At 64.0% G+C, this 21,667-nt stretch carries 19 protein-coding genes, 1 pseudogene and 1 riboswitch; of the genes and pseudogenes, 10 read left to right on the top strand and 10 right to left on the bottom strand.

The annotated features are described in order from the left end of the window. Positions 1-37 precede the first annotated feature (37 nt). The 9 genes and pseudogenes from mtnK to dhaL all read left to right on the top strand — a co-directional run bounded on the left by mtnK (position 38) and on the right by dhaL (position 10,103). Entirely contained in the window at positions 38-1,309 is a 1,272-nt protein-coding gene (mtnK, locus tag NKJ94_RS27195; RefSeq protein WP_352529473.1) for an S-methyl-5-thioribose kinase, read from the top strand. Continuing rightward, a complete protein-coding gene (gene mtnA, locus NKJ94_RS27190; RefSeq protein WP_352529471.1) occupies positions 1,306-2,400 on the top strand; it encodes an S-methyl-5-thioribose-1-phosphate isomerase in 1,095 nt (364 codons plus the stop codon). Before mtnK ends, mtnA begins: the two co-directional genes overlap by 4 nt. Before the next feature lie 184 nt (positions 2,401-2,584). Beyond that, positions 2,585-3,469: a helix-turn-helix domain-containing protein gene (locus tag NKJ94_RS27185; protein ID WP_352529497.1), complete on the top strand. Its 885-nt coding sequence runs from the start codon at positions 2,585-2,587 to the stop codon at positions 3,467-3,469. Between the two features lie 137 nt (positions 3,470-3,606). Next, positions 3,607-4,266, top strand: coding sequence for a 2Fe-2S iron-sulfur cluster-binding protein (locus NKJ94_RS27180; RefSeq protein ID WP_352529469.1), 660 nt, complete (start codon positions 3,607-3,609; stop codon positions 4,264-4,266). A 3-nt stretch (positions 4,267-4,269) separates the two neighbouring features. Further along, complete coding sequence (locus NKJ94_RS27175) at positions 4,270-5,256, top strand: FAD binding domain-containing protein (protein WP_352529467.1); 987 nt, start codon at positions 4,270-4,272, stop codon at positions 5,254-5,256. Between the two features lie 9 nt (positions 5,257-5,265). Continuing rightward, positions 5,266-7,553 (top strand): annotated as a pseudogene (locus NKJ94_RS27170) (molybdopterin cofactor-binding domain-containing protein). A gap of 127 nt (positions 7,554-7,680) precedes the next feature. Next, positions 7,681-7,827, top strand: a riboswitch (FMN riboswitch). Between the two features lie 77 nt (positions 7,828-7,904). Further along, positions 7,905-8,378 carry a 6,7-dimethyl-8-ribityllumazine synthase gene (locus NKJ94_RS27165; protein ID WP_352529495.1) on the top strand — a complete coding sequence of 158 codons (474 nt, stop codon included), beginning with the start codon at positions 7,905-7,907 and terminating at the stop codon, positions 8,376-8,378. Between the two features lie 69 nt (positions 8,379-8,447). Beyond that, a complete protein-coding gene (locus NKJ94_RS27160; protein WP_352529465.1) occupies positions 8,448-9,455 on the top strand; it encodes a dihydroxyacetone kinase subunit DhaK in 1,008 nt (335 codons plus the stop codon). A 9-nt stretch (positions 9,456-9,464) separates the two neighbouring features. Further along, a complete protein-coding gene (gene dhaL, locus NKJ94_RS27155) occupies positions 9,465-10,103 on the top strand; it encodes a dihydroxyacetone kinase subunit DhaL (protein WP_352529463.1) in 639 nt (212 codons plus the stop codon). Here dhaL and derI read toward each other — a convergent pair. From derI to NKJ94_RS27140, 3 genes are read right to left on the bottom strand one after another with little or no spacing between them, the layout of a single operon-like run. Beyond that, positions 10,100-10,543, bottom strand: coding sequence for a D-erythrulose-4-phosphate isomerase (derI, locus tag NKJ94_RS27150; RefSeq protein WP_352529461.1), 444 nt, complete (start codon positions 10,541-10,543; stop codon positions 10,100-10,102). The two genes, dhaL and derI, sit on opposite strands and share 4 nt — an antisense overlap. 28 nt (positions 10,544-10,571) lie before the next feature. After that, positions 10,572-11,330: a triose-phosphate isomerase gene (locus NKJ94_RS27145; RefSeq protein ID WP_352529459.1), complete on the bottom strand. Its 759-nt coding sequence runs from the start codon at positions 11,328-11,330 to the stop codon at positions 10,572-10,574. Positions 11,331-11,340: 10 nt separating this feature from the next. Further along, on the bottom strand, positions 11,341-12,105 hold the full coding sequence (locus NKJ94_RS27140; protein WP_352529457.1) for a DeoR/GlpR family DNA-binding transcription regulator: 765 nt from the start codon (positions 12,103-12,105) through the stop codon (positions 11,341-11,343). 262 nt (positions 12,106-12,367) lie between these two features. On the opposite strand from NKJ94_RS27140, the gene fba reads away from it, so the two are divergent. Beyond that, on the top strand, positions 12,368-13,432 hold the full coding sequence (gene fba / locus NKJ94_RS27135) for a class II fructose-bisphosphate aldolase (protein WP_352529455.1): 1,065 nt from the start codon (positions 12,368-12,370) through the stop codon (positions 13,430-13,432). Positions 13,433-13,478: 46 nt separating this feature from the next. Here fba and NKJ94_RS27130 read toward each other — a convergent pair whose 3' ends face one another. From NKJ94_RS27130 to NKJ94_RS27100, 7 genes are read right to left on the bottom strand one after another with little or no spacing between them, the layout of a single operon-like run. Beyond that, on the bottom strand, positions 13,479-14,417 hold the full coding sequence (locus NKJ94_RS27130) for a sugar phosphate isomerase/epimerase family protein (protein WP_352529453.1): 939 nt from the start codon (positions 14,415-14,417) through the stop codon (positions 13,479-13,481). Then, on the bottom strand, positions 14,417-15,934 hold the full coding sequence (locus NKJ94_RS27125; RefSeq protein WP_352529451.1) for a glycerol-3-phosphate dehydrogenase: 1,518 nt from the start codon (positions 15,932-15,934) through the stop codon (positions 14,417-14,419). Before NKJ94_RS27125 ends, NKJ94_RS27130 begins: the two co-directional genes overlap by 1 nt. 19 nt (positions 15,935-15,953) lie before the next feature. Continuing rightward, positions 15,954-16,994, bottom strand: coding sequence for a 2-hydroxyacid dehydrogenase (locus tag NKJ94_RS27120; RefSeq protein WP_352529449.1), 1,041 nt, complete (start codon positions 16,992-16,994; stop codon positions 15,954-15,956). Between the two features lie 7 nt (positions 16,995-17,001). Further along, a complete protein-coding gene (locus NKJ94_RS27115) occupies positions 17,002-18,564 on the bottom strand; it encodes an FGGY-family carbohydrate kinase (protein ID WP_352529447.1) in 1,563 nt (520 codons plus the stop codon). Further along, a complete protein-coding gene (locus NKJ94_RS27110; protein ID WP_352529445.1) occupies positions 18,564-19,688 on the bottom strand; it encodes an ABC transporter ATP-binding protein in 1,125 nt (374 codons plus the stop codon). Before NKJ94_RS27110 ends, NKJ94_RS27115 begins: the two co-directional genes overlap by 1 nt. Further along, on the bottom strand, positions 19,685-20,803 hold the full coding sequence (locus NKJ94_RS27105; RefSeq protein WP_352529443.1) for an ABC transporter ATP-binding protein: 1,119 nt from the start codon (positions 20,801-20,803) through the stop codon (positions 19,685-19,687). Before NKJ94_RS27105 ends, NKJ94_RS27110 begins: the two co-directional genes overlap by 4 nt. Before the next feature lie 4 nt (positions 20,804-20,807). Further along, positions 20,808-21,665 (bottom strand): carbohydrate ABC transporter permease, encoded by an 858-nt coding sequence (locus tag NKJ94_RS27100; protein WP_023676025.1) that lies wholly within the window; start codon positions 21,663-21,665, stop codon positions 20,808-20,810. Positions 21,666-21,667: the final 2 nt, after the last annotated feature.

The following is a 21,667-nucleotide window of genomic DNA, read 5'->3' as shown; positions in this document are numbered from 1 at the left end:
CTCCGCTATCATCGGAGCACACAAGCGGGAGGTGAGGATGACTGGGAAATCGCCGTTCGAAGCACTGTCGGTCTCGACCCTGGCGGCCCGTCTCGGCGCCAACGAAGCCCTGTGTTCGCAGATCGGCAAGGATACGAGCCAATGGAAGGTTCGTGAAGTCGGCGACGGCAATCTGAACCTGGTGTTCACTGTCGAGGGTGCCACGGGTGCGGCGGTCGTCAAGCAGGCCCTGCCCTATGTCCGGCTGGTCGGCGACAGCTGGCCGCTGCCGTTGAAGCGCTCCTTCTTCGAATATCACGCGCTGACGCGGCAACAGGCGCGGGCGCCGGGTTCGGTGCCTGATATCTATCACTTCGACGAAGGCCAGGCGCTGATCATCATGGAGTATCTGTCGCCGCACATCATCCTGCGGCGGGCGCTGATCGAGGGTCGGCAACTGCCGAATATCGCGAAAGACATCGGCCTGTTCATGGCCCGCACGCTGTTTCGCGGCTCCGACCTCAGCATGGCGGCCAAGGACCGCAAGGCCGATCTGGCGCTGTTTTCCGACAATGTCGAGCTCTGCGACATTACCGAGAACCTGGTTTTCTCGGATCCGTATTTCGATGCCAAAATGAACCGGCATACCAGCCCGCAGCTCGATGGCATCGTCGCCGAATTGCGCGCCGACCGTGATCTCAAGGTCGAGGCGCAGCGCATGAAGCACATCTTCGCGGCCAATGCCGAGACGCTGCTGCATGGCGACCTGCATTCCGGCTCGATCATGGTCACCGACTCGGAAACGCGGATGATCGACCCCGAATTCGCCTTCTACGGCCCGATCGCCTTCGATGTCGGCATGCTGCTCGCCAATTTCTGGATGGCGTTCTTCTCGCAGCGCGGCCATGAACAGGACGGAAGCCGCGATGCCATGCGCGCCTATCTGCTCGACGTCACGACAGAGACATGGTCGGTGTTCCGCAGCGAGTTCTCGCATCTGTGGCGAACCGAGCGCACCGGCATGCTCTACCAGAAGAGCCTGTTCGAGGATCAGGGCGACAGGCTCGGCGCCGAGCAGGCGCTCGACCACATGCTGCATGCTATCTGGACCGATCTGCTGGGCTTCGCCGGCGTCGAGGTGCACCGGCGCATCCTCGGGCTTGCCCACAATGCCGATTTCGAGACCATTGCCGATCAGGATCTGCGCGCCAGATGTGAGGCAAAGGCGCTGAAATTCGGCCGTCACATCGCCGTCAACCGGCGCCAGATCCACAGCATCGACGAGGTCAACCGGTTGGCCGCGCTGATCGAACGGGAGAGCAGAATTTGAACGTCGGCGAGCGCCACTACCGCACCATCTGGCCGAGTGACGACGGGCGTTCGGTGGAGATCATCGACCAGCGCTGGCTGCCGCATGATTTCCGTATTGAAAAGATCGATACCGTTGCCGGGATCGCCACGGCAATCCGCGACATGTGGGTGCGTGGGGCGCCGCTGATCGGCGTCACCGCCGCCTATGGGGTCGCCATGCAGATGGCCGACGACCCCTCGGATGCGGCGCTCGACGCCGTCTGGGCAACCCTGCACGAAACGCGCCCGACCGCGATCAATTTGCGCTGGGCGCTGAACGAAATGCAGCGCTTCCTGCTGGCGCTTCCCCTGGCAGAACGTGCCGCGGCCGCATATCGGCGTGCCGGCGAGATCGCCGACGAGGATGTCGGCCTCAACCGCGCCATCGGCGCCAATGGGCTCGAAATCATCAAGGCGATCGCGGCGCGCAAGCAGCCGGGCGAGCCGGTCAATATCCTGACCCACTGCAACGCCGGCTGGCTGGCCACCGTCGACTACGGCACCGCCACCGCGCCGATCTATCTGGCGACGGAAGCCGGCATACCAGTCCACGTCTATGTCGACGAAACGCGACCCCGCAACCAGGGTGCCCAATTGACCGCATGGGAGATGGCCGGCCACGGCGTGCCGCATACGCTGATCGTCGACAATGCCGGCGGCCATCTGATGCAGCGCGGTCAGGTCGACATGGTCATCGTCGGCACCGACAGGACCACCGCCGACGGCGATGTCTGCAACAAGATCGGCACCTATCTCAAGGCGCTTGCCGCCGCCGACAACGACGTGCCGTTCTACGTCGCGCTGCCGTCGCCGACGATCGACTGGACGGTGGGCGACGGCCTAGCGGAAATCCCGATCGAACAGCGCTCGCCCGACGAGGTCTCGCTGGTCTGGGGCAAGACCGCTTCCGGCGAGATCGCCCAGGTCCGCGTGTCGCCGGAAGCGACGCCGGCGGCCAACCCGGCCTTCGACGTGACGCCGGCGCGGCTGGTCACCGGCTTGATCACCGAACGCGGCGTCGCCACGGCCTCGCGCGAAGGCCTGAAGGCGATGTTTCCCGAGCGCGGATAGGCCGCTTTCGACGTGTCAGGAGGCGCGCTGGGTTTACCTGATCTCACGACTTCTTGAACACGGCGCGGTTAAAAACGCACGTTGCCTGTCCCACATGGAGAGCCGTATGCGTAGGGCGGGGCAGCGCACAACGCTCAAGCCGGGGCTGGCCACGGCTCCGCGAGTGAACCGGCGGGATACCGCGATGTCATTCAGACCGTTGCTTGGTGACGGACGGGTTCGGAGCCAGGAGGAGAAGTCGGAGCCCCAGCAAACCGCGTCATGGGTCGGCTCCTCGATCGTTTTCGACAATCGGCGGTGGGCGTGCCGGGAGGCGGAACTCCGCTGGACAGCCCCTCATCATCTGATCGTGCTGACCGAAGAAGGCGGAACGTCCCATACATCGATCCGGCACGAGGCAAGATCCCTGTACGACGGAATGGACCGTCCCGGAGCCCTCACCTTCGTCCCCGCAGGCGCGGAGCGGCAGGGCTTCTATCGCGATGTAAACCTCTCCTACTCAGCCTTGTGGATCGATCCCGATATCGGGCTTCCTGAATGCGAACGCCTGAGAGACCTGCCGATCCTGGTAAACAAGAAAGACGCAGTCGTCGCCACCCTCTTGAGTTCGCTTCGCGACGAGATGGCACTCGGTCACAAGCCGGACACCGCCTATGTCGAGCATCTGGTCGCCCTCGTCAGCCTCCGCGTGGCCACCCTGAACCGGGAGCAACGCCCGTCTCTACGTCACGGCTGTCTCAGCCGTCGGGTGCTTGGTCGAGTCCGGGAGTACATCGATGCACATATGAATTCCGACATTTCGCTAAGCGAGCTGGCAGCCGTCGCGGACATGGCCGTCGACAGTTTTGCGCGCCGCTTCAAAGCGACGACCGGCCTTGCACCCTATGCCTATGTGATCGAGGAACGCGTGCGGCGAGCGGAGATGCTGCTGCGCGAAACGGGTTTGTCGATCGGTACCATTGCCTTTCGCCTCGGCTTTTCAAGCCAGAGCCACTTTACCACGACCTTCCGGCGTCTCAGGGGCATGACGCCTCGGGCCTATCGGGTGAATTCTTCTCCGGAATTCTGACATTGCCGCCGGTTTCTTGAAAGAAAGCCGCCGCACACACACCCACCTCCAGTGTCGATGAGTGACAGAACCCGAGGGTTCGCTATCGGGTCAAGTTGCCGTTTTGCGTTCTTGTCATTGCGACTGGGAGATCACGCATGGCCAAAACAGACAACAGGAGCGGGCCGACGCGTCGAACGGTGTTGGAGGGCGGCGTGGCGACCGGCGTGCTCCTGGCTACCGGTATACGGGTTGACGCCGAGCCGGCCGACACCGTCACGGCAGCCGCATCGCCCACGCCGGTACCGACGATGCCGATGTCCCTGCGGATCAACGCGAAGGATCTTGCCGTCGAACTCGACCCGCGGACGACGCTGCTCGACGCCCTGCGCAACCATCTCGGCCTCACCGGCTCGAAGAAAGGCTGCGACCACGGTCAGTGCGGCGCATGCACGGTGCTCGTCGATGGGCGCCGGATCAATTCTTGCCTGACGCTTGCCGCAATGCATGAAGGCGACGAGATCACCACGGTCGAGGGCCTTGCGGAGGGTGATCGGCTGCATCCGGTCCAGGCCGCCTTCGTCGCCCGCGATGGTTTCCAGTGCGGCTATTGCACGCCGGGCCAGATCTGCTCCGCGGTCGGTATGCTGGGTGAGGCCAGGGCTGGCTGGCCGAGCCATGCGAGTGCCAACGTGGCAGCGGCTTCCGTCGCTCTCACCGACGCCGAGATCCGCGAGCGGATGAGCGGCAACATCTGCCGTTGTGCCGCTTATCCGAACATTGTCGCTGCAATCCGCGACGCGGCGGAGGAGGCGTGAGCAATGCAATCCTTCACTTATGAACGTGCGGCAAGTGCCGAGCAGGCAGCCGCCGCGGTTGCGGCCCGGCCGGACGCCAAGTTCATCAGCGGCGGCACCAACCTACTCGACCTGATGAAGCTCGAGATCGAGCGCCCAGCGCATCTCGTCGATATCAGCCGGCTGCCGCTTGATCGGATCGAGGAGACAGTGGAAGGCGGGCTTCGGGTCGGCGCCCAGGTCCGCAACAGCGATCTCGCCGCCGATCCGCGGGTGAGGTCACGCTACCCGATGCTCACGCAAGCGCTGCTGGCGGGAGCGTCCGGCCAGATACGCAACAAGGCCTCGACCAGCGGCAATCTCTTGCAGCGCACGCGCTGCCCCTACTTTTACGACCGCAATATGCCTTGCAACAAGCGCCAGCCGGGTTCGGGCTGCGCGGCGCTTCATGGCTTCAATCGCATGCATGCCGTACTCGGCGCGAGCGAAACCTGCATCGCTGTGCATCCCTCCGATATGGCGGTCGCCATGTCCGGGCTCGACGCCAGGATCGAGACCATCTCGCCCGGCGGCGAGACCCGCACGATCCCGATCGGCGATTTCCATCGATTGCCCGAGGCGATGCCACATGTCGAGACCGTGCTCGGCCACGGCGAGATGATCACCGCGGTGTCCCTGCCGCCCCCGCCACCCGGCCGGCAGGTTTACCGAAAAGTGCGCGACCGTGCTTCCTACGCCTTCGCGCTGGTGTCGGTGGCAGCAATCGTCGAGAAAAGCGGCGATCGTATCCGAAGCGCTCGGATCGCCATGGGCGGCGTGGCAGCGAAGCCATGGCGCGCGACGGAGGCGGAGCGCGCGCTCGCAGGAGCGGCGGCGTCCGACGGCGCCTTTACCGACGCCGCCGAAGCCGCGCTCGCCGGAGCCGTCGGGCATGGCGGCAATGATTTCAAGATCCCGCTGGCGAAACGGACGATGCGGCACACGCTCGCTGCTGCCGTCGAGAGTGCGTGAGGTGACACCATGACAGAGACGAAGACCAGCGAGAACCATCCTTCCGAAACGCGCAATGGCTTAATCGGGCGCCCAATCGACCGCATCGATGGTCCGCTCAAGGTGACCGGCGATGCTACCTACGCTTACGAGAATGCGCTGGAGGGTACAGCCTATGGCTATATTCTCGGCGCCGCCGTCGCCAAAGGGCGCATCGCAGAGATCGATACGGCCGAAGCCGAACGGGTGCCGGCAGTGCTGCTCGTCATGACGCACCGGAATGCGCCGGCCCAGCCGGATTTCGGCCCAGCGGTCACGCCCACGGTGCCTGAGGTCTTCACACGCGCCCGCCCCGCGCTCAACAGCGAGCGGGTGCGGTATTACGACGAGCCCGTCGCGCTGGTCGTTGCGGAGACGTTCGAGGCGGCACGCGCTGCGGCGGGCCTCATTAGAATACGCTACGACGAGGAGCCGGGCCTCTACGATTTGCCGGCGCATGTGGCCGACGCCTACGCACCAAAGCGGACCAATGCCGGCTTCGAGACCGACAGCGTGGTCGGCGACTTCGAGAGCGTCTTTGCGGCGGCTCCGGTCAAGATCGATGCCACTTACCGGACCCCCTTCGAACATCACAATCCGATGGAGCCGCATGCGACGCTCGCCGCCTGGTCAGGCAACGAACTGACGATCCGTACATCGGCGCAGACTCTCGCGAACTTCCGGGCGGGGGTCGCCAGCACGCTTCGCATCTCGCCCGAGCGCGTGCGCATCGTGAGCCCCTTCATCGGCGGAGGCTTCGGCTCCAAGCTGATTGCCCATGCCGATACGATCCTGGCCGCGCTTGCAGCGCAGATCCTGCAGCGGCCCGTGAAGATCGCGCTGACGCGGCAACAGATGTTCGCCAATGCCGGTCATCGCGCAGAGATGATCCAACAGGTACGTCTCGGCGCGGACACCGGCGGGCGGCTCACCGGGATCGCGCACGATGTCTGGTCCGCAACGTCCAGCTTCGAGGAGTACTGCGAGCAAACGGCAGTTTTTGCCCGCTCGCTCTATGCGGCGCCGAACCGTGTCACCCGTCATCGCCTGGTTCCGCTGGATATCAACCGCGGCGAATGGATGCGCTCGCCCGGCGAAGCGCCCGGCATGCTGGCGTTCGAATGCGCCATGGATGAGCTCGCAGAGCGGCTCGGCCTGGACCCGATCGAACTCAGGATCCGCAACGAACCGGCACAGGATCCCGAGCGCGGAGTGCCGTTCTCCACCCGCAATCTTGTCGCCTGCATGGAGGAAGGCGCCCGCCGTTTCGTTGGGAGCGGAGAAACCCGACACCGGCCCGAACCCGAGAGGGCCGGAAGCTCATCGGCTACGGCATGGCGGCGGCGATCCGTCCGAACTATATCGGCGCGGCGACGGCGCGGGTTGCGATCGACCGGGGCGGTCGGGTGACGGCGCGGCTCGACATGACCGATATTGGGACCGGCACTTATACGATCCTGACCCAGATCGCCGCGGAGAGCCTCGGCGTGCCGATCTCGTCCGTCAAGGTGGAACTCGGCGACAGCCGTTTCCCGCGTACCGCCGGCTCCGGCGGTTCCTGGGGCGCGGCGAGCGCGGGTTCGGCACTGCATAACGCCTGCAACGCCCTTAAGGAACGGATCCTGGAGACGGCGCGGTCGAGCGAAGCCTCGCCGTTACGTGGCGTGAACGCCACCGAGGCAAGCTTTGCCGACAGCGAGGTCAGGGCCGGCCAGCGGTCGGCAAGCCTGGCCGATCTCATCCGAAGGATCGCTCCCGACGGGTTCGAGGCCGAAGGTTCCGTGGCTGCGGGCGCCACCACCGAGTCATACAAGACTTATTCGCAGCATTCCTACGGAGCGCATTTCGTCGAGGTCGCTGTCGATTGCGATACCGGTGAGATCCGCATGCGCCGGATGCTGGCTGTGATGGGCGCGGGCCGTATCCTCAACGCCAAGACCGCGCGCTCGCAAATCATCGGCGGCATGACGTGGGGGATCGGGGCGGCGCTGATGGAGCAGACGGTGCTCGACCCGCGCTACGGCCATTTCGTCAATCACGATCTTGCCGAGTATCATGTACCGGTCAATGGCGACGTCCCCGACATGGAGGTCGTCTTCCTCGAGGAGCATGACGACAAGGCCAATCCACTTGGCGCGAAGGGTCTCGGCGAGCTCGGCGTCTGCGGTGCGGGGGCTGCTGTCGCCAACGCCATTTACAACGCGACCGGCGTGCGAGTGCGTGAATTTCCAATCACCTTGGACAAGGTGCTGCCTGCCTTGCCCGTGATCGCCATTTGACGCTGGAGTTGCCCGCTCCTTCCTTGCCCTCAAGGGTGATCAGGTCGGAACGGATCGCTATTCCTGTGCCATCCGGAACGACGTCGGTGGTTGACAGCGCTATCCGGCCCTTCCATACAAACGCGGTCAATGTTCTCAGGGCGGGGTGAAAGTCCCCACCGGCGGTAAGGGTCTCGGCCTAAGCCCGCGAGCGCTTTCCGGTTAGCCGGAGGGGTCAGCAGATCCGGTGCGATTCCGGAGCCGACGGTCACAGTCCGGATGGAAGAGAACGAACGGAAAACGGTCCGCTTTCGCGGTTCGGATTCTCGTATCGTGCGTCCTGATTCTGGTTCGAAACGGAAGGATGGACCCATGAATCAGCATTCCCAGAAAGACTATGAGACGATCCGCGTTGCCGTCATTCGCGCGCGCTGGCACGCCGATATCGTTGACCAATGCGTTGAAGCGTTCGGGGCGGAGCTGGCGGTTCTCGGGGAGAAACGCTTTGCCGTCGATGTCTTCGATGTGCCGGGCGCCTATGAGATTCCCCTGCATGCAAAGACGCTTGCCGAGACCGGTCGGTATGCAGCGATCCTCGGCGCGGCATTTGTCGTCAACGGCGGCATCTACCGGCATGAATTCGTGGCGAGCGCGGTCATCGACGGCATGATGAACGTGCAACTGTCCACCGGCGTACCGGTGCTTTCGGCGGTGCTCACGCCGCACAACTACCATGACGGCGCGGACCATCACCGCTTCTTCTTCGAGCACTTCAAGATCAAGGGCAAAGAGGCAGCCAGAGCCTGCGTACAACTGTTGGCGGCACGCGAACACATAGCGGCGTGAAATCTCCACCGCCGGATGGAAATCCCGGTAAGGCGCTGTAGTATCTCACGAAAACCAGGGAGGATGCCGGTGCAAACCAAGAAGATCATCAATGACGGCAACCGCACTGTCGACGAGATGCTGGAGGGCATTCTGGCCGCGCATCCCCGCCACCTCAAAAGCGCGGACGGAAGCCCCCGGTCCATCATCGCCCGCGACGGACCGCGCCCCGGCAAGGTGGGTCTCGTCATCGGCGGCGGCTCGGGACACGAGCCGACCTTCCTGGGCTTGGTCGGCAGGGGGCTGGCCGACGCCGCCGCGATCGGCAATGTCTTCGCCTCGCCGCCGCCGGATCCGATCCTCGAATGCGCCAAGGCGGCCAGCGGCGGTGCTGGCGTGCTGTTCATGTACGGCAACTATGCCGGCGACGTGATGAATTTCGACATGGCCGCCGAAATGGCGGCAATGGACGACATCGACGTGCGCACCGTGCTGACCACCGACGACGTCGCCTCGGCGCCACGCGACCAGAGGCAGAAGCGACGCGGCGTCGCCGGCAATTTCTTCATCTTCAAGGCCGCCGGTGCGGCCTGTGACCGGATGTTCTCCTTCGACGAGTGCGAACGCATCGCCCGAAAGACCAACGACCACACCTTCACCATGGGCGTGGCGCTGTCGCCCTGCTCGCTACCGCAGACCCGGCGGCCGAATTTCGAGATCGGCCCGGACGAGATGGAGATCGGCATGGGCATCCACGGCGAGCCCGGCACCGCGCGTGGAAAGTTGAAAACGGCCGACGAGATCACCGAGGAAATGCTGGACAAGGTCCTCGACGAGATGGCGCCGGCGCGCGGCGATAAGGTCGCCGTTCTGGTCAATTCGCTCGGCTCAACGCCGCTGATGGAGCTCTACATCATGAACCGACGCGTCAAGCAGAGGCTGGATGACGTCGGTATTTCCGTCCATGCGACCTGGGTCGGCAATTATTGCACCTCGCTCGAAATGGCCGGCGCCTCGGTGACGCTGATGCATCTCGACGGTGAATTGCAGGCGATGCTCGACCATCCCTGTGACTGCGCCATGTTCCGCGCCGGCTGAGAGAGCATCATGACGTCCACCGATACGGCCAAATTGAAAAGAATGTTCGATGCGATCGCCGCGGCGATCGACGCCGACAAGGACAGGCTCTGCCGGCTCGACGGCGTCATCGGCGACGCTGATCACGGCATCGCCATGGCGCTCGGCTTCGGTGCTGTGCGCGATGCGCTGGCCTCGCTCGACCTCGCGACGACCGAGCCTACAACGTTGCTCAACACCGCGGCGAAGTCCTTCCTCAACGCCGTCGGCGCCTCGTCAGGCCCGCTCTATGCGACGGCCTTCATACGCGGTGCCGCTGCCGTCAAAGGTAGGGCAATTCTGGAGGAGGCTGACGTCATCGTCATGCTCCGGGCGATGGCACAAGGCATCCAGGATCGCGGCAAGGCCGAGCTCGGCGAAAAGACCATGGTCGACGCCTGGCTGCCGGCAGCGCAGGCAGCGGTTGTCGCGCAGGAAGCCGGCAAGAGCCTGTCCGAGAGCCTGGAAGCGGCACTTGCCGCGGCCGAACGGGGCGCCGAGGCGACCAAGGACATGATAGCCACCAAGGGCCGCTCTTCGCGCCTCGGCGAGCGGTCGCTCGGGCATATGGATCCCGGCGCTGCATCGGCCGTGACTGTGATCGGCGCTATGCGGAAAAGTCTGGTTTAGCTCAGCTTCGCCGCGTCGAGCCTGTCGATGGCCTGGACATTACCGGCCGACGGTCCCTTCTCATCGAATTCCGATGCGAGCCATGCATCGACGATCGACTTGGCCAGTTCCGGGCCGATGACGCGGGCGCCCATGGTGATGATCTGGGCGTTGTTGGATTTTGCAGCGCGCTCCGCCGAATAAGTGTCGTGGGTCAGTGCGGCGCGAATGCCGGGGACCTTGTTGGCGGATATGGATACGCCGATGCCGGTGCCGCAAAACAGGATGCCGCGATCGTTCTCGCCGTCGATTATGGTCTGGGCGAGCTTCTGCGACAGGTCGGCATAGTAGCCCGCCTGGCTGAGATCGCTGACCGTGAGGCCGGGCTTGGTGGCGAGGTGAGCGGCAATGACGTCGAGCAGCGGCTTGCCGGCGCTATCGGCTCCAATGGCTATTTTCATGTTCGGTTTCCTTTTCCTGTTCGATGGTTCAGATCGCCGCTGAGGCGCGTTTGAGGATGTCGATATAGCCTTCCGCCTGCCAGGCGGAACGGCCGATGAACAAGCCGTCGATATGAGACTGTCCGATCAGTTCGGCGGCATTTTGGGGATTGACGCTGCCGCCATAGAGCACCGGCGGCACGGCCGGCAGCAGGTCGCGGGCGATTTTCTTGATCAGCGCCTGCTGTCTGCCGGCATAGTCCGAGCTTGCCGGAACGCCCTGGTCCCCGATCGCCCAGACCGGCTCATAGGCAAACAGGATCGTCGCCGCCTTCGCCGCGCCTTCGAGAAATTGCAGCGCGCCGTGCACCTGCAAGGCCAGCGCCGCATCGGCCTGGCCGCTGTCGCGTTGCGCCAGGGTCTCGCCGACGCAGATCAGCGGCACCATGCCGTGCTTCACCGCCGCCGCGGTCTTCAGCCCGACAGCCCTGTCGGTCTCGCCGAAATGCTCGCGCCGTTCGCTGTGGCCGAGCTCGACCATGTCGAGGCCACAGTCCTTCAGCATTACCGGCGAGATCTCGCCGGTCCAGGCGCCGGCGTCGGCCCAGTGCATGTTCTGGGCGCCGACCTTGATGCGTGTCTGCGACAGCGCCTTCTTGACCTCGCGGACCGCCGTGAATGGCGGGACGACGAAGGGCTGGATGCGCTCGTCGAAACCGGGGACGAACTCCGCCAATGCCTTGGTGAAAGCCATCGCCTCGGCGAGCGTCTTGTTCATTTTCCAGCTGGTGCCGACCCAGTAAACCATGCCTACTCTCCTACTCTGCGACCACTGTCAGCGATACGCCGGCGCCATCCAGCGCCGCGCGCATCTGCGGCTGCGGCTCGCGGCCAGTAAAGACGGTGTCGAAGGCCTTGAGATCGGTCAGGAAATGCAAGGCGGTGCGGCCGAACTTGCCGTGATCGACCAGCAGATATTTGCGCGCCGCAGCGGCCATCATCAGCCGTTTGGTCTGGACCACTTCCTGATCCTGATGAAATGCGGAAGCGCCGTGAATGGCCGATGACGACAGGAAAGCGACATCGGCGCGCAATGATTTCAGCGTGTCTTCAGCGAGCAGGCCGAAGAAGCCGTGAAACTTCTTGCTGTATTGGCCGCCGAGTGCAATCAGGTTGATGCCGGCAACGCCCGCCAGCTCCTGGATGACGGCCAGATTGTTCGAGATCACCGTCAGCGGACGCAGATCGGCAAGGTGCCGCGCAACGCCGCCCGCGGTCGAGCCGTCGTCGATGATCACCGTCTGGCCCGGTTCGATCATCGTCACGGCGGCGGCGGCGATGCGCTGTTTCTCGTCGCCAGCCAGTCTCTGGCGGTAGCGGAAATCGCTCTCGAAAAGGCTGCTCGGCTGGATCGAGGCGCCGCCGCGTACCTTGCGCAGGAAACCGCTTTCCTCGAGCTCGTCGAGGTCACGGTGGACGGTCATCTTCGACACGCCGAAGCGCGATGCAAGATCGTCGACACTGGCGGTGCCGGTGTCCATCAGAAAATCCATGATGCCTTGCCGGCGGCCGTCGCTCTTCATTTCCGCGGCTTCTCGTGCAACCCGAACGCACGTTCCAAGATATAACAGGAAACGTCGCATAGCCACCAAATTTTTTGTGATAATGTTATGTCTCTATGGGATATCATGACGCTTCTGGTCGCGTGCTGTAACAAGAATTGCTGCCGGCCGAGCGTCCAGCGGTTGCGGTGCAGCGGAAATCCGGCCAGAAGCATTAGCGGGCTCGACAACAGCCGAACAGCCCGCAAACACTGGCTCCAAACCGGATACGGGAGACTACTGAGTGGCTCGCATCACACTGAGACAATTGCTCGATCATGCCGCCGAATACGGTTATGGCGTGCCTGCCTTCAACATGAACAATATGGAACAGGGGCTCGCCATCATGGAGGCGGCCGAGGAGACCAAATCGCCGGTCATCCTGCAGGCGAGCCGCGGCGCGCGGACCTACGCCAACGACGTCGTGCTGGCCAAGCTGATCGACGCGCTGGTCGAAATCCGTCCCGACATCCCGGTCTGCATGCATCTCGACCATGGCAACAACGAAGCCACCTGCGTCACCGCGATCCAGTACGGGTTCACCTCGGTGATGATGGACGGATCGCTGAAGGAAGACGGCAAGACGCCGGCCGACTACGCCTACAATTCCGGCATCACCCGCCGCGTCGTCGACATGGCGCATTGGGGCGGCGTGTCGGTGGAAGGCGAGATCGGCGTTCTTGGGTCGTTGGAGATGGGCGGCGGCGAACAAGAGGACGGTCATGGCGTCGAGGGCGTCATCAGCCACGACCAGCTGCTGACCGACCCGGTGCAGGCCGAACAGTTCGTGCGCGACACCCATGTCGATGCTCTGGCCGTCGCCATGGGCACCAGCCACGGCGCCTACAAGTTCAGCCGCAAGCCGGACGGCGCGGTGCTCGCCATGAACGTCATCGAGGAAATCCACCGCCGCCTGCCGAACATGCATCTCGTCATGCACGGCTCGTCCTCGGTGCCAGAAGAGCTGCAGGAGATCATCAACAAATATGGCGGCCAGATGAAGCCAACATGGGGCGTGCCGGTCGAGGAGATCCAGCGTGGCATCAAGCATGGCGTGCGCAAGATCAATATCGACACCGACAACCGTATGGCGCTGACCGGCGCGATCCGCAAGGTGCTGACCGAGAACCCCTCGGAATTCGACCCGCGCAAATATCTGACGCCGGCGATGGCCGCCATGAGGAAGCTCTGTAAGGAGCGTTTCGAGCAGTTCGGCACCGCCGGCAACGCGCCGAAGATCAAACCGCTGCCGCTGTCGGAAATGGCCAAGCGCTACAAGTCCGGCAGCCTCGACCCGAAATTCGGCTGACGTACTCGGGTTCCAAGCAGGAGCCGCATCGGCTCCTGCTCATCCATCATGCTCGCGGCAAAAGATCGGCCCTGCCGGTCTCGATGAACGGCGCCCAGTAGTCGACCGACTCGCGGATCATGGCGATGACCTGGTGGTCGACGGGCTCGCGCTCGCGGAACGACAATTCGAGGCAGATCTCATTGTCGACGCCGCCGCCGCGACGCACCGTCTCCAGGAACTTTTCCGGCGTGATGCGGCCGTCCTTGTTGTAGGCGGCGGTGAACGGCCAATGACCGCCCTTGTTCATCGACGACTGCTTGACATGGATGATCGGCGATTTCTTTGGAAAGGCTTCGGCCCAGGCATAAGGATCGATGTCCCCTGGATTGCTTGAGGTGACATCGCCATGGTCGATGTCGACCATCATCTTGAGCGGGATCGCCATGCCGGCCGCGTCGATTTCGCCCTGCAGCGTCCGGCAGCTTTCGATCGTATGGCCGAACTCGCGGCTAACCGACATCGGCTCCCAGAACAGGTAGGTCAAGCCGGCGGCCCTAGCGTGTTCGGCGACCTCGCGCCAGCATTCCAGCGCAATCTCGAAAAGCCGCGCGCGACGCTCCGGATCGTCATAGTCACGATGGGTGAAGATCGCGAATTGCGTGCCCATGCCGCCGGCGCCGAGCTCGGCCGAAATTTCGGCAAAGGTCTTGAACCAGTCGACATAATAGCGCCGCACGTCGGGGTCGGGATGGCCGAAATGATTGAGCCGGCCGTAAGGGCCGGTCATCGCGGAGGTCACGCGCACGCCGGTGCGGTTGAGCGCGGTGCGGAATAGGCGGAGGAATTTCGAGATCGTCGCCGCCGGCCAGCCGGGATTGACGAATTCATGCGTGAGCTGCACGTCCCTGATGCCGATGTCGTAAGCGATCGCATCGATCAGATCGTCCGGTTCGGCGAAACGGTTGACCAGCGGATTGGTGTTGAGGGACAGGGTGAAAGCCATCAGCCTGCCTTCGCCAGCCGGCTCGAACACCAGTCTTCGAAGGCGGTTCTTTCCGCGGCGGACAGATGCAGTCCGTGCTTGGTGCGCCGTTCGAGAATATCGGCCGCGGTCTCGGCCCATTCATGCTCGAACAGGTAATTGGCTTCGCGTTCGAAAAAATCCTTGCCGAAGCGCCGCCCCAGTTCGGCGAGCGAGCCGGCCGCGCCGACCAGATCGCGTGTCCTTGTGCCGTAGAGCCGGCCATAATGCTTGACCAGCGAGGCCGGCATCCAGGGGAATTCATGGCCGAGGTCGCCGAGAAACTGCTCGAAATCGGCATTGGCGATATCGCCGCCGGGCAGATGCCCTTTCGAGGTCCATGGCCTGCCCATCTTCGGAAAGAACGGGGCGATGCGGTCGAGCGCGTGCTCGGCCAATTTGCGGAAGGTGGTGATCTTGCCGCCGAAGACGGAAAGCAGCGGCGCCTGTCCCTCCGCCGCGTCGAGCTCGAAAATATAGTCGCGGGTCACTGCGCTCGGATTGTCGGCATTGTCGTCATAGAGCGGCCTGACTCCGGAAAACGAGTAGACGACGTCGCTGCGCACAAGCTGGCGCTTGAAATAGCGGTTGACCACCTTAATCAGGTAATCGACCTCGCTGGCATCGGCGGTCACGTCCTCCGGCCGCCCTTCATAAGGAATGTCGGTGGTGCCGATCAGCGCGAGGTCGTTCTGGTAGGGATTGATGAAGATCACGCGCTTGTCACTGTTCTGGACGAGATAGGCCTGCCGCCCTTCCCAGAATTTCGGCACGATGATGTGGCTGCCCTTGACCAGGCGGACGTTGCGCCTGGAATTCTCGCCGGCCACGCGGTTGATGACGTCGTTGACCCAAGGACCGGCGGCGTTGACCAGCGCCCGCGCCTGGATCGTGGTCCTAACGCCGGTTCGACCGTCGCGCATCTCCACCGACCACAGGCCGCTTTCGCGACGGGCGGCGGTGCAGGCGGTGCGGGTGAAGACCCTGGCTCCGCGTTCGGCTGCATCGAGCGCGTTGATGACGACGAGGCGGGCATCGTCGACCCAGCAATCGGAATATTCAAAGCCGCGCTTGAACACGTCCTTGATCGGCGCGCCTTCGGGTGCGGTGCGCAGGTCGAGCGTGCGGGTGGCCGGCAGCCGCTTGCGGCCGCCAAGATGGTCGTAGAGGAACAGGCCGAGCCGGACCAGCCAGGCCGGCCGATCATCCGGGCTGTGCGGCAGCACGAAGCGCATCGGCCAGATGATGTGCGGCGCAGATTCCAGCAGCACCTCGCGCTCGATAAGCGCCTCCCGCACCAGGCGGAACTCGTAATATTCGAGATAGCGCAAACCGCCATGGACGAGCTTTCCCGATCGCGAACTGGTGCCTTCGGCGAGATCGTCTTTTTCGCAGAGGATGACCGACAGACCCCGGCCTGCCGCATCGCGCGCAATGCCGGCGCCATTGACGCCGCCGCCAATGACGCAGAGATCGACGATTTCGCTGTCACCGCTCATCTCGCTCTATGCCCTGTCATCAGCATGGATTGACCGGCGGCAGGCCGGCGATGAAGCGGCGCACTTCCTCGGCCGCCTGCTCGGCAGCATAAGTCACCGTGCGTACCGACGCGCCGGCGATATGCGGCGTCAGCGTCACATTCGGCAGCTGCAGCAGCGGCCAGTCGGCCGGCACCGGCTCGACGGCGAACGTCTCCAGCATGGCACTGCCGATCTGCCCCGAGACGAGCCCCTCGAAGAGTGCATCGTAGTCGACCAGCGGTCCGCGCGCGGTATTGACGAAGATCACGCCGGGCTTCATCCGGGCAATGGCGTCCTTGCCGATCAGGCCGCGCGTCTCCTCGGTGACCCGGGAATGCAGCGTGACCACATCGGAGCGCGACAGGAGATCGTCCAGCGCAACCAGCTCGACGCCGGCATTGCGGTCCTCGACGCTCAATTGCACATAGGGATCGGAGACCAGGATGCGGCAGCCGAATGCGCGCAGCAGCCGAACCAGCCTGGTGCCGATATTGCCATAGCCGATGACGCCAACGGTCATTTCGTTGAGCTCGCGGCCGGTGCGGTCGGCGCGGTAGAGATCGCCGCGCCACTCGCCCTTGCGCAAGGCTTCGTGGCCGACGCGGATCAGCCGCGTCTCGGCGAGAATGGCGCCGATGGTGAACTCGGCCACCGCGCTGGCGTTGCGGCCGGGCACATTGACCACGGTGATGCCATGGGCGTTGGCGGCAGCCATGTCGATGTTGATCGGCCCGCCGCGCGACACCGCAACCAGCCTGAGCGCCGGCAAGCGCTGCATCATGGTTTCGGAAAGCGGCGCAAGCTGGGTGACGAAGATTTCGGCATCGCCGATAAAATCGACCACCTCGTCCGGATCACCGAAATATTCCTTGACCCTGTCGAGGCCGAGCGCCGCATTGCCGAATTCCATCGGCTCGTCGGGCCATGCGGTCTCAATGGTGCGGATGTCGAGATTATCGCCGCAGGCCGCTTCGATTTTCTCGCGAAACACTTCCGGAAGCATGAAGCGGTCGCCGATGATCGCAATTTTGTTGGGCATGCTCTTCTCAATTCACGTCAGTTTGTCTGGATGCGGCCAGCGAACGCCAGACGGGCCGCAGCGCCTCATGCGCCAATGTGTAGGACGGAACAATCGCCTCGTAGGCAGCGGCAAGTTTTCGGTCGCTAGGTTCGGCCGCACGGAGCAAAGGCGTGACCCATTCACTGACGCAATCGTCCATCGATGCGTACTGGCCGACGCAGACCGCAGCAATCATCGCAGCGCCCGCAGCACCGGCCTCCTCGCGCTCGCTGGTGCGAATGTCGGCGCCGACCGCAGCACCCAGGATCTTGCGCAGAGCCGGGCTCCTGGCCGCTCCGCCGGTCAGGCGGATTTCCTTGGGCAGCGGCCCCATGGCGGCGTAGCAATCGCGTGCCGCGAAAGCCAGCCCCTCGAAGACCGCACGAACCATGTCGGCATAGCCGTGCCTGGACGAAATGCCGACGAAGCCGGCCCTGGCATTGGCATCGACGAACGGCCCGCGCTCGCCCGCCTCCGAGACATAGGGCTGGTAGAGCAGCGAGCCTGGCTCGGACGACGATATCCACTGGTCGACCAGCGCGATCATCTCGCCATTGGTCCGCGTGATACCTTGCGAGGCGAGAATGCCGGAGGCGAGGCCGAGAACCCAGTCGATGTTGAGCGTTGCCGCCATGTTCGACTGCATCTGCGCAAAGACGCCTGGCGCCGGCATCGTCATCGTGTAGCCGGTTGCAGCCTCGTTGAGCAGCACCTCGTCCGGCGTCTCGGCAAGCCGCATATGCATGCCCGTTGAGCCGATGATCGAGCAGCCGGACTTGCGCTCGCGATCGAACAGGCCGGCGCCGAGCGCGGTACAGGCGACATCGACATAGGCCAGAACGACCGGCGTGCCGGAGAGCAGTCCGGTCGCCTCTGCCGCTGCCGCCGACAGCCCTGTGCTTTGCCTGGTGCCATCGATGATGGGCGGCAGTAAATGCCTGAGATCGGTGACGCCGAGCACCTCAAGCACATCATCGCAATAGCCGCGCGTGCGGAAATCGCCGAAGGTGAAGGTGCCTTCGGACGGGTCGGTGGCGCGTTGGCCGGTCAACTTGAAATAGAGCCAGTCCTTGCAGTGGAACGCCGTCGCTGCATTGGCAAGCATCGCGGGCATGTGGCGCTTCATGAAGACGAACTGCGATCCCTGCTGGCAGGCAGCGAGCCCGCTGCCGGTCTTTTCGAAGCGCAGCCGGTCCTCGGGCCGCGCGCGGATCTCCTCGACGACCGCGGCAGCGCGCGCGTCGAGCCACAGCCAGCCCTTGGCCACCGGCGCACCATCCTTGTCGATCAGCCAGGTGCCGTCGCCTTGGCCGGTCACGGCAATGGCAATGGTCCGGCTGGCTAGGTCCGGCACCTTGTCGGCGAGCTGGCGCAAGGTCGTCGCGGTATCGGCCCAGGTGCGTGTCAGGTCCTGCTCGGCGCCGCCGCCCGGTAGTGTCTCGTATTTGTTGGGCAGCGCGGCGACCGCGATCTGCCTGCCCGCCGTGTCGAAGGCGACGGATTTGATGACAGACGTGCCGGCGTCGATGCCGATCAGCACATCCCGCATCAGGCAAGCTCCGTGCCGTGCGAAATGGCGTTGCCGCTCGCCTGATCGAAGACGTGCAGGTTTTTCGGATCGATGCTGACCTTGATCGGCGCACCGAGCTCCAGGCGGGTCCGGTCATGCTCGACCAGAACCAGCGAACCGCCGGCGAAATCGGCGGCGATATGGGTCTGATCGCCAAGCCATTGATTGGCCGAAACGGTGGCCGGCACTCCGTCCTTCGAACGGCGGACGGCATAGGGCCTGACACCAATGACGACGCGCTGCCGGTTGAGCAGTTCGTCGCGAACCGGGCCGCTGAACGCGTCCTTGTCGTAATCGAGCGAAAGACCGTCGGGCAGCTTGAGATTGATCTTGCCGTCAGCCGTGCCGACATAGGCCTCGAAGACATTCATCGGCGGCTCGCCGACGAAGGTGCCGGTGAACAGGTTTGCCGGCCGCTCCTTGAGCCTGTCGGGCGTGTCGAACTGCTGCAGCACGCCGCCTTCCATGACAGCGATGCGGTCTGCCAGCGCGTTGGCCTCGGTCTGGTCGTGGGTGACCAGGATCGCGGTCAGGCCGCGCTCCTTGATGAAGTGCTTGATGCGGCCGCGCAGCACGGCGCGGAGCTGCGGCTCGAGCTGGCCCATCGGCTCGTCGAGCAGATGCAGGTCGGCTTTGCGGATCAGCGCCCGGCCAAGGCTGGCGCGCTGCTGCTGGCCGCCGGAGATCGAACTCGGATAGCGCTCGAGAATGTCCTCGATCTCGAGCAGCTTGGCGATGCTGGCAACTTTTGCATCGACCTCGCTCTTCGGCAGCCTGGCCGCCTTGAGGGCGAAGGCCATGTTCTCGCGCACGGTCAGCGGCGGATAGAGCGAATAGCCCTCGAACGCCATCGCCACGTTGCGCTTGACCGGCGGCAGTGTGTGCACCTTGCGGCCGGCAACCGAGATCGTGCCACGCGAGACCTCTTCGAAACCTGCGATCATGCGCAATGTCGAGGTCTTGCCGCAGCCGGACGAGCCGAGCAGCGCCACGATCTCGCCCTTGGCGATTTCCATCGTCAGGTTCTTGACGGCGTGCACGCCGCGGTCGATCGGACCGTAGAACTTGTCGACGCCTGAGAGGGTGATTGCGCTCGGGCTCATGCCGCTTCTCCGCTGCGCAAATTGACGACGTTTTTCGAGCCGATACGCTCGCCACTTGCCCGATCGAACAGCAGGGCGCTTTTGCTGTCGACGGCGATATAGGCCCTGCCCTCGGATTGGCCCGGTGTTCCGGACGGACGCGAGACCAGGATTTCACGGCCACGCACGGTGCGCACCAGCGTGACGATCTTCTCGTTGAGCGGCGTCTCGGCCTCGACCGTCACCGGAATGGCGCCCTGAGTACCTTCGTCGACGAAGGCCAGCGCCTCCGGCCGCAAGCCGATGACGCAGTCACGGCCGACCGCCGCCTCATGCGCGCCGGCCAGATGGACCTGGACATTGGAGAGGCCGACATAGATGCCCTTGGCGTCCCGTGACGGCTTGACGTCGAGCAGGTTGATGGTCGGGTCGCCGAACAGCCGGGCGATCTCGACGTTGGCCGGCTCGCGATAGATCTGTTCGGGCGTGCCGAGCTGTTTGACGACGCCTTGCGACATCACCGCGATGCGGTCGCCGAGCGCCATCGCCTCCTTGTAGTCCTGGGTGACGTAGACAACGGTTGCGCCACGATCGGCGAGCAGCCTTGGCAGTTCGAGCCGCATTTCGAAACGCAATTTGGCATCGACGTTGCGCAAGGGATCATCGAGCAGCAGAAGCGGCGGCGAGCCGACCAGGGCGCGGGCAAGCGCGGTGCGCTGCTTCTGGCCGTTGGACAGCGCCCGCGGCTTGTGGCTGAGCACATGGCCGATCTTCAACAGCTTGGCGACGCTCTCGACGCCGGCCCTGATCGCGCCCTGCGACGAATGCTTCGCCTGCAGAGGCGTAGCAATGTTGTCGAACGCGGTCATATGCGGGAACAGCGCGAAATTCTGGAAGGCCATGCCGACGCCGCGGAACTCGGCGTCGACGTCGGTCATGTCCTCGCCGCCGATGAGGATCTTTCCCTCGTCGGGGTCGATGACGCCGGCGACCAGCCGCAGCAGCACCGTCTTGCCGGCGCCGGACGGCCCGAACAGGACCAGCGTTTCGCCGTCGGCGACGGTCAGCGACAGATTGTCGAGAACGGTCTGGCTCTTGTAGCGCTTGACGATGTTTCGCAGTTCGAGGCTTGCCATCGGACTATCCTTTCACCGCGCCAAGCGACAGGCCTTCGACGAGATAGCGTTGCGCATAAAGCGCGAGCGCCAGCGTCGGCGTGATCGACAGCACGATCGCGGCCGAGATCTGGCCGTACTGGATGCCGGAGGAGGTGATGAAGGCCAGCGCGCCGACCGTCACCGGCTGCTTGTCGGCCGAAGCGAGCACCAGCGCAAAGACGAAATTGTTCCAGGCGAAGATGAAGGCGAGCAGGCCGGCAGCGGCAATGCCCGGGCCGGCGAGCGGCAGCGCGATCTTGCGGAACGTGGCAAACCAGGAATGGCCGGCAATGCGGTAGGCATATTCGATATCGGCCGGAATATCCTCGAAATAGCCGCGCACGATCCACAGGATCAGCGGCAGGCAGATCAGCTGGTAGACCCAGATCAGCCCGATATAGGTATTGGCCAGCCCGAGCTTCTGGAAATAGAGGGTGAGCGGCAAAAGCACCAGCAGCGCCGGCGCGAACCGGAACGACAGCAGCGTGAAGGCGATGTCCTCCGAGCCGCGGAACTTGTGCCGTGCGAACGCATAGGCTGCCGGCACGCCGAGCAGCAACGCGACGGCAACCGAGGTGACCGACAGGAAGACGGAATTCCAGAGATTGCGCATGAAGGCGATGTCGAGCGTGCCGGCCGCAGTCATCAGCTTGCCGGTGATCAGCGCAGTGTAGTTGGCGAGCGTCGGCTCGAAGACAAGCTGCGGCGGGATCCGCAGGATTGTCTCGTTGGTCTGGAACGACATCATCAGGATCCAGACGATCGGGAACATGAAGAAGATCACGACCAGCGCCAGGGCTATGCCGCGCAGGATGCGTTCGAGAAGGGAGGTGTGTTCCATGC

It is taken from the genome of Mesorhizobium sp. M0060, assembly GCF_040323155.1.
GTDB lineage: Bacteria > Pseudomonadota > Alphaproteobacteria > Rhizobiales > Rhizobiaceae > Mesorhizobium.
Note: the sequence above shows the minus strand (reverse complement) of the source record. Positions and strands in the feature narration are given on the sequence as shown.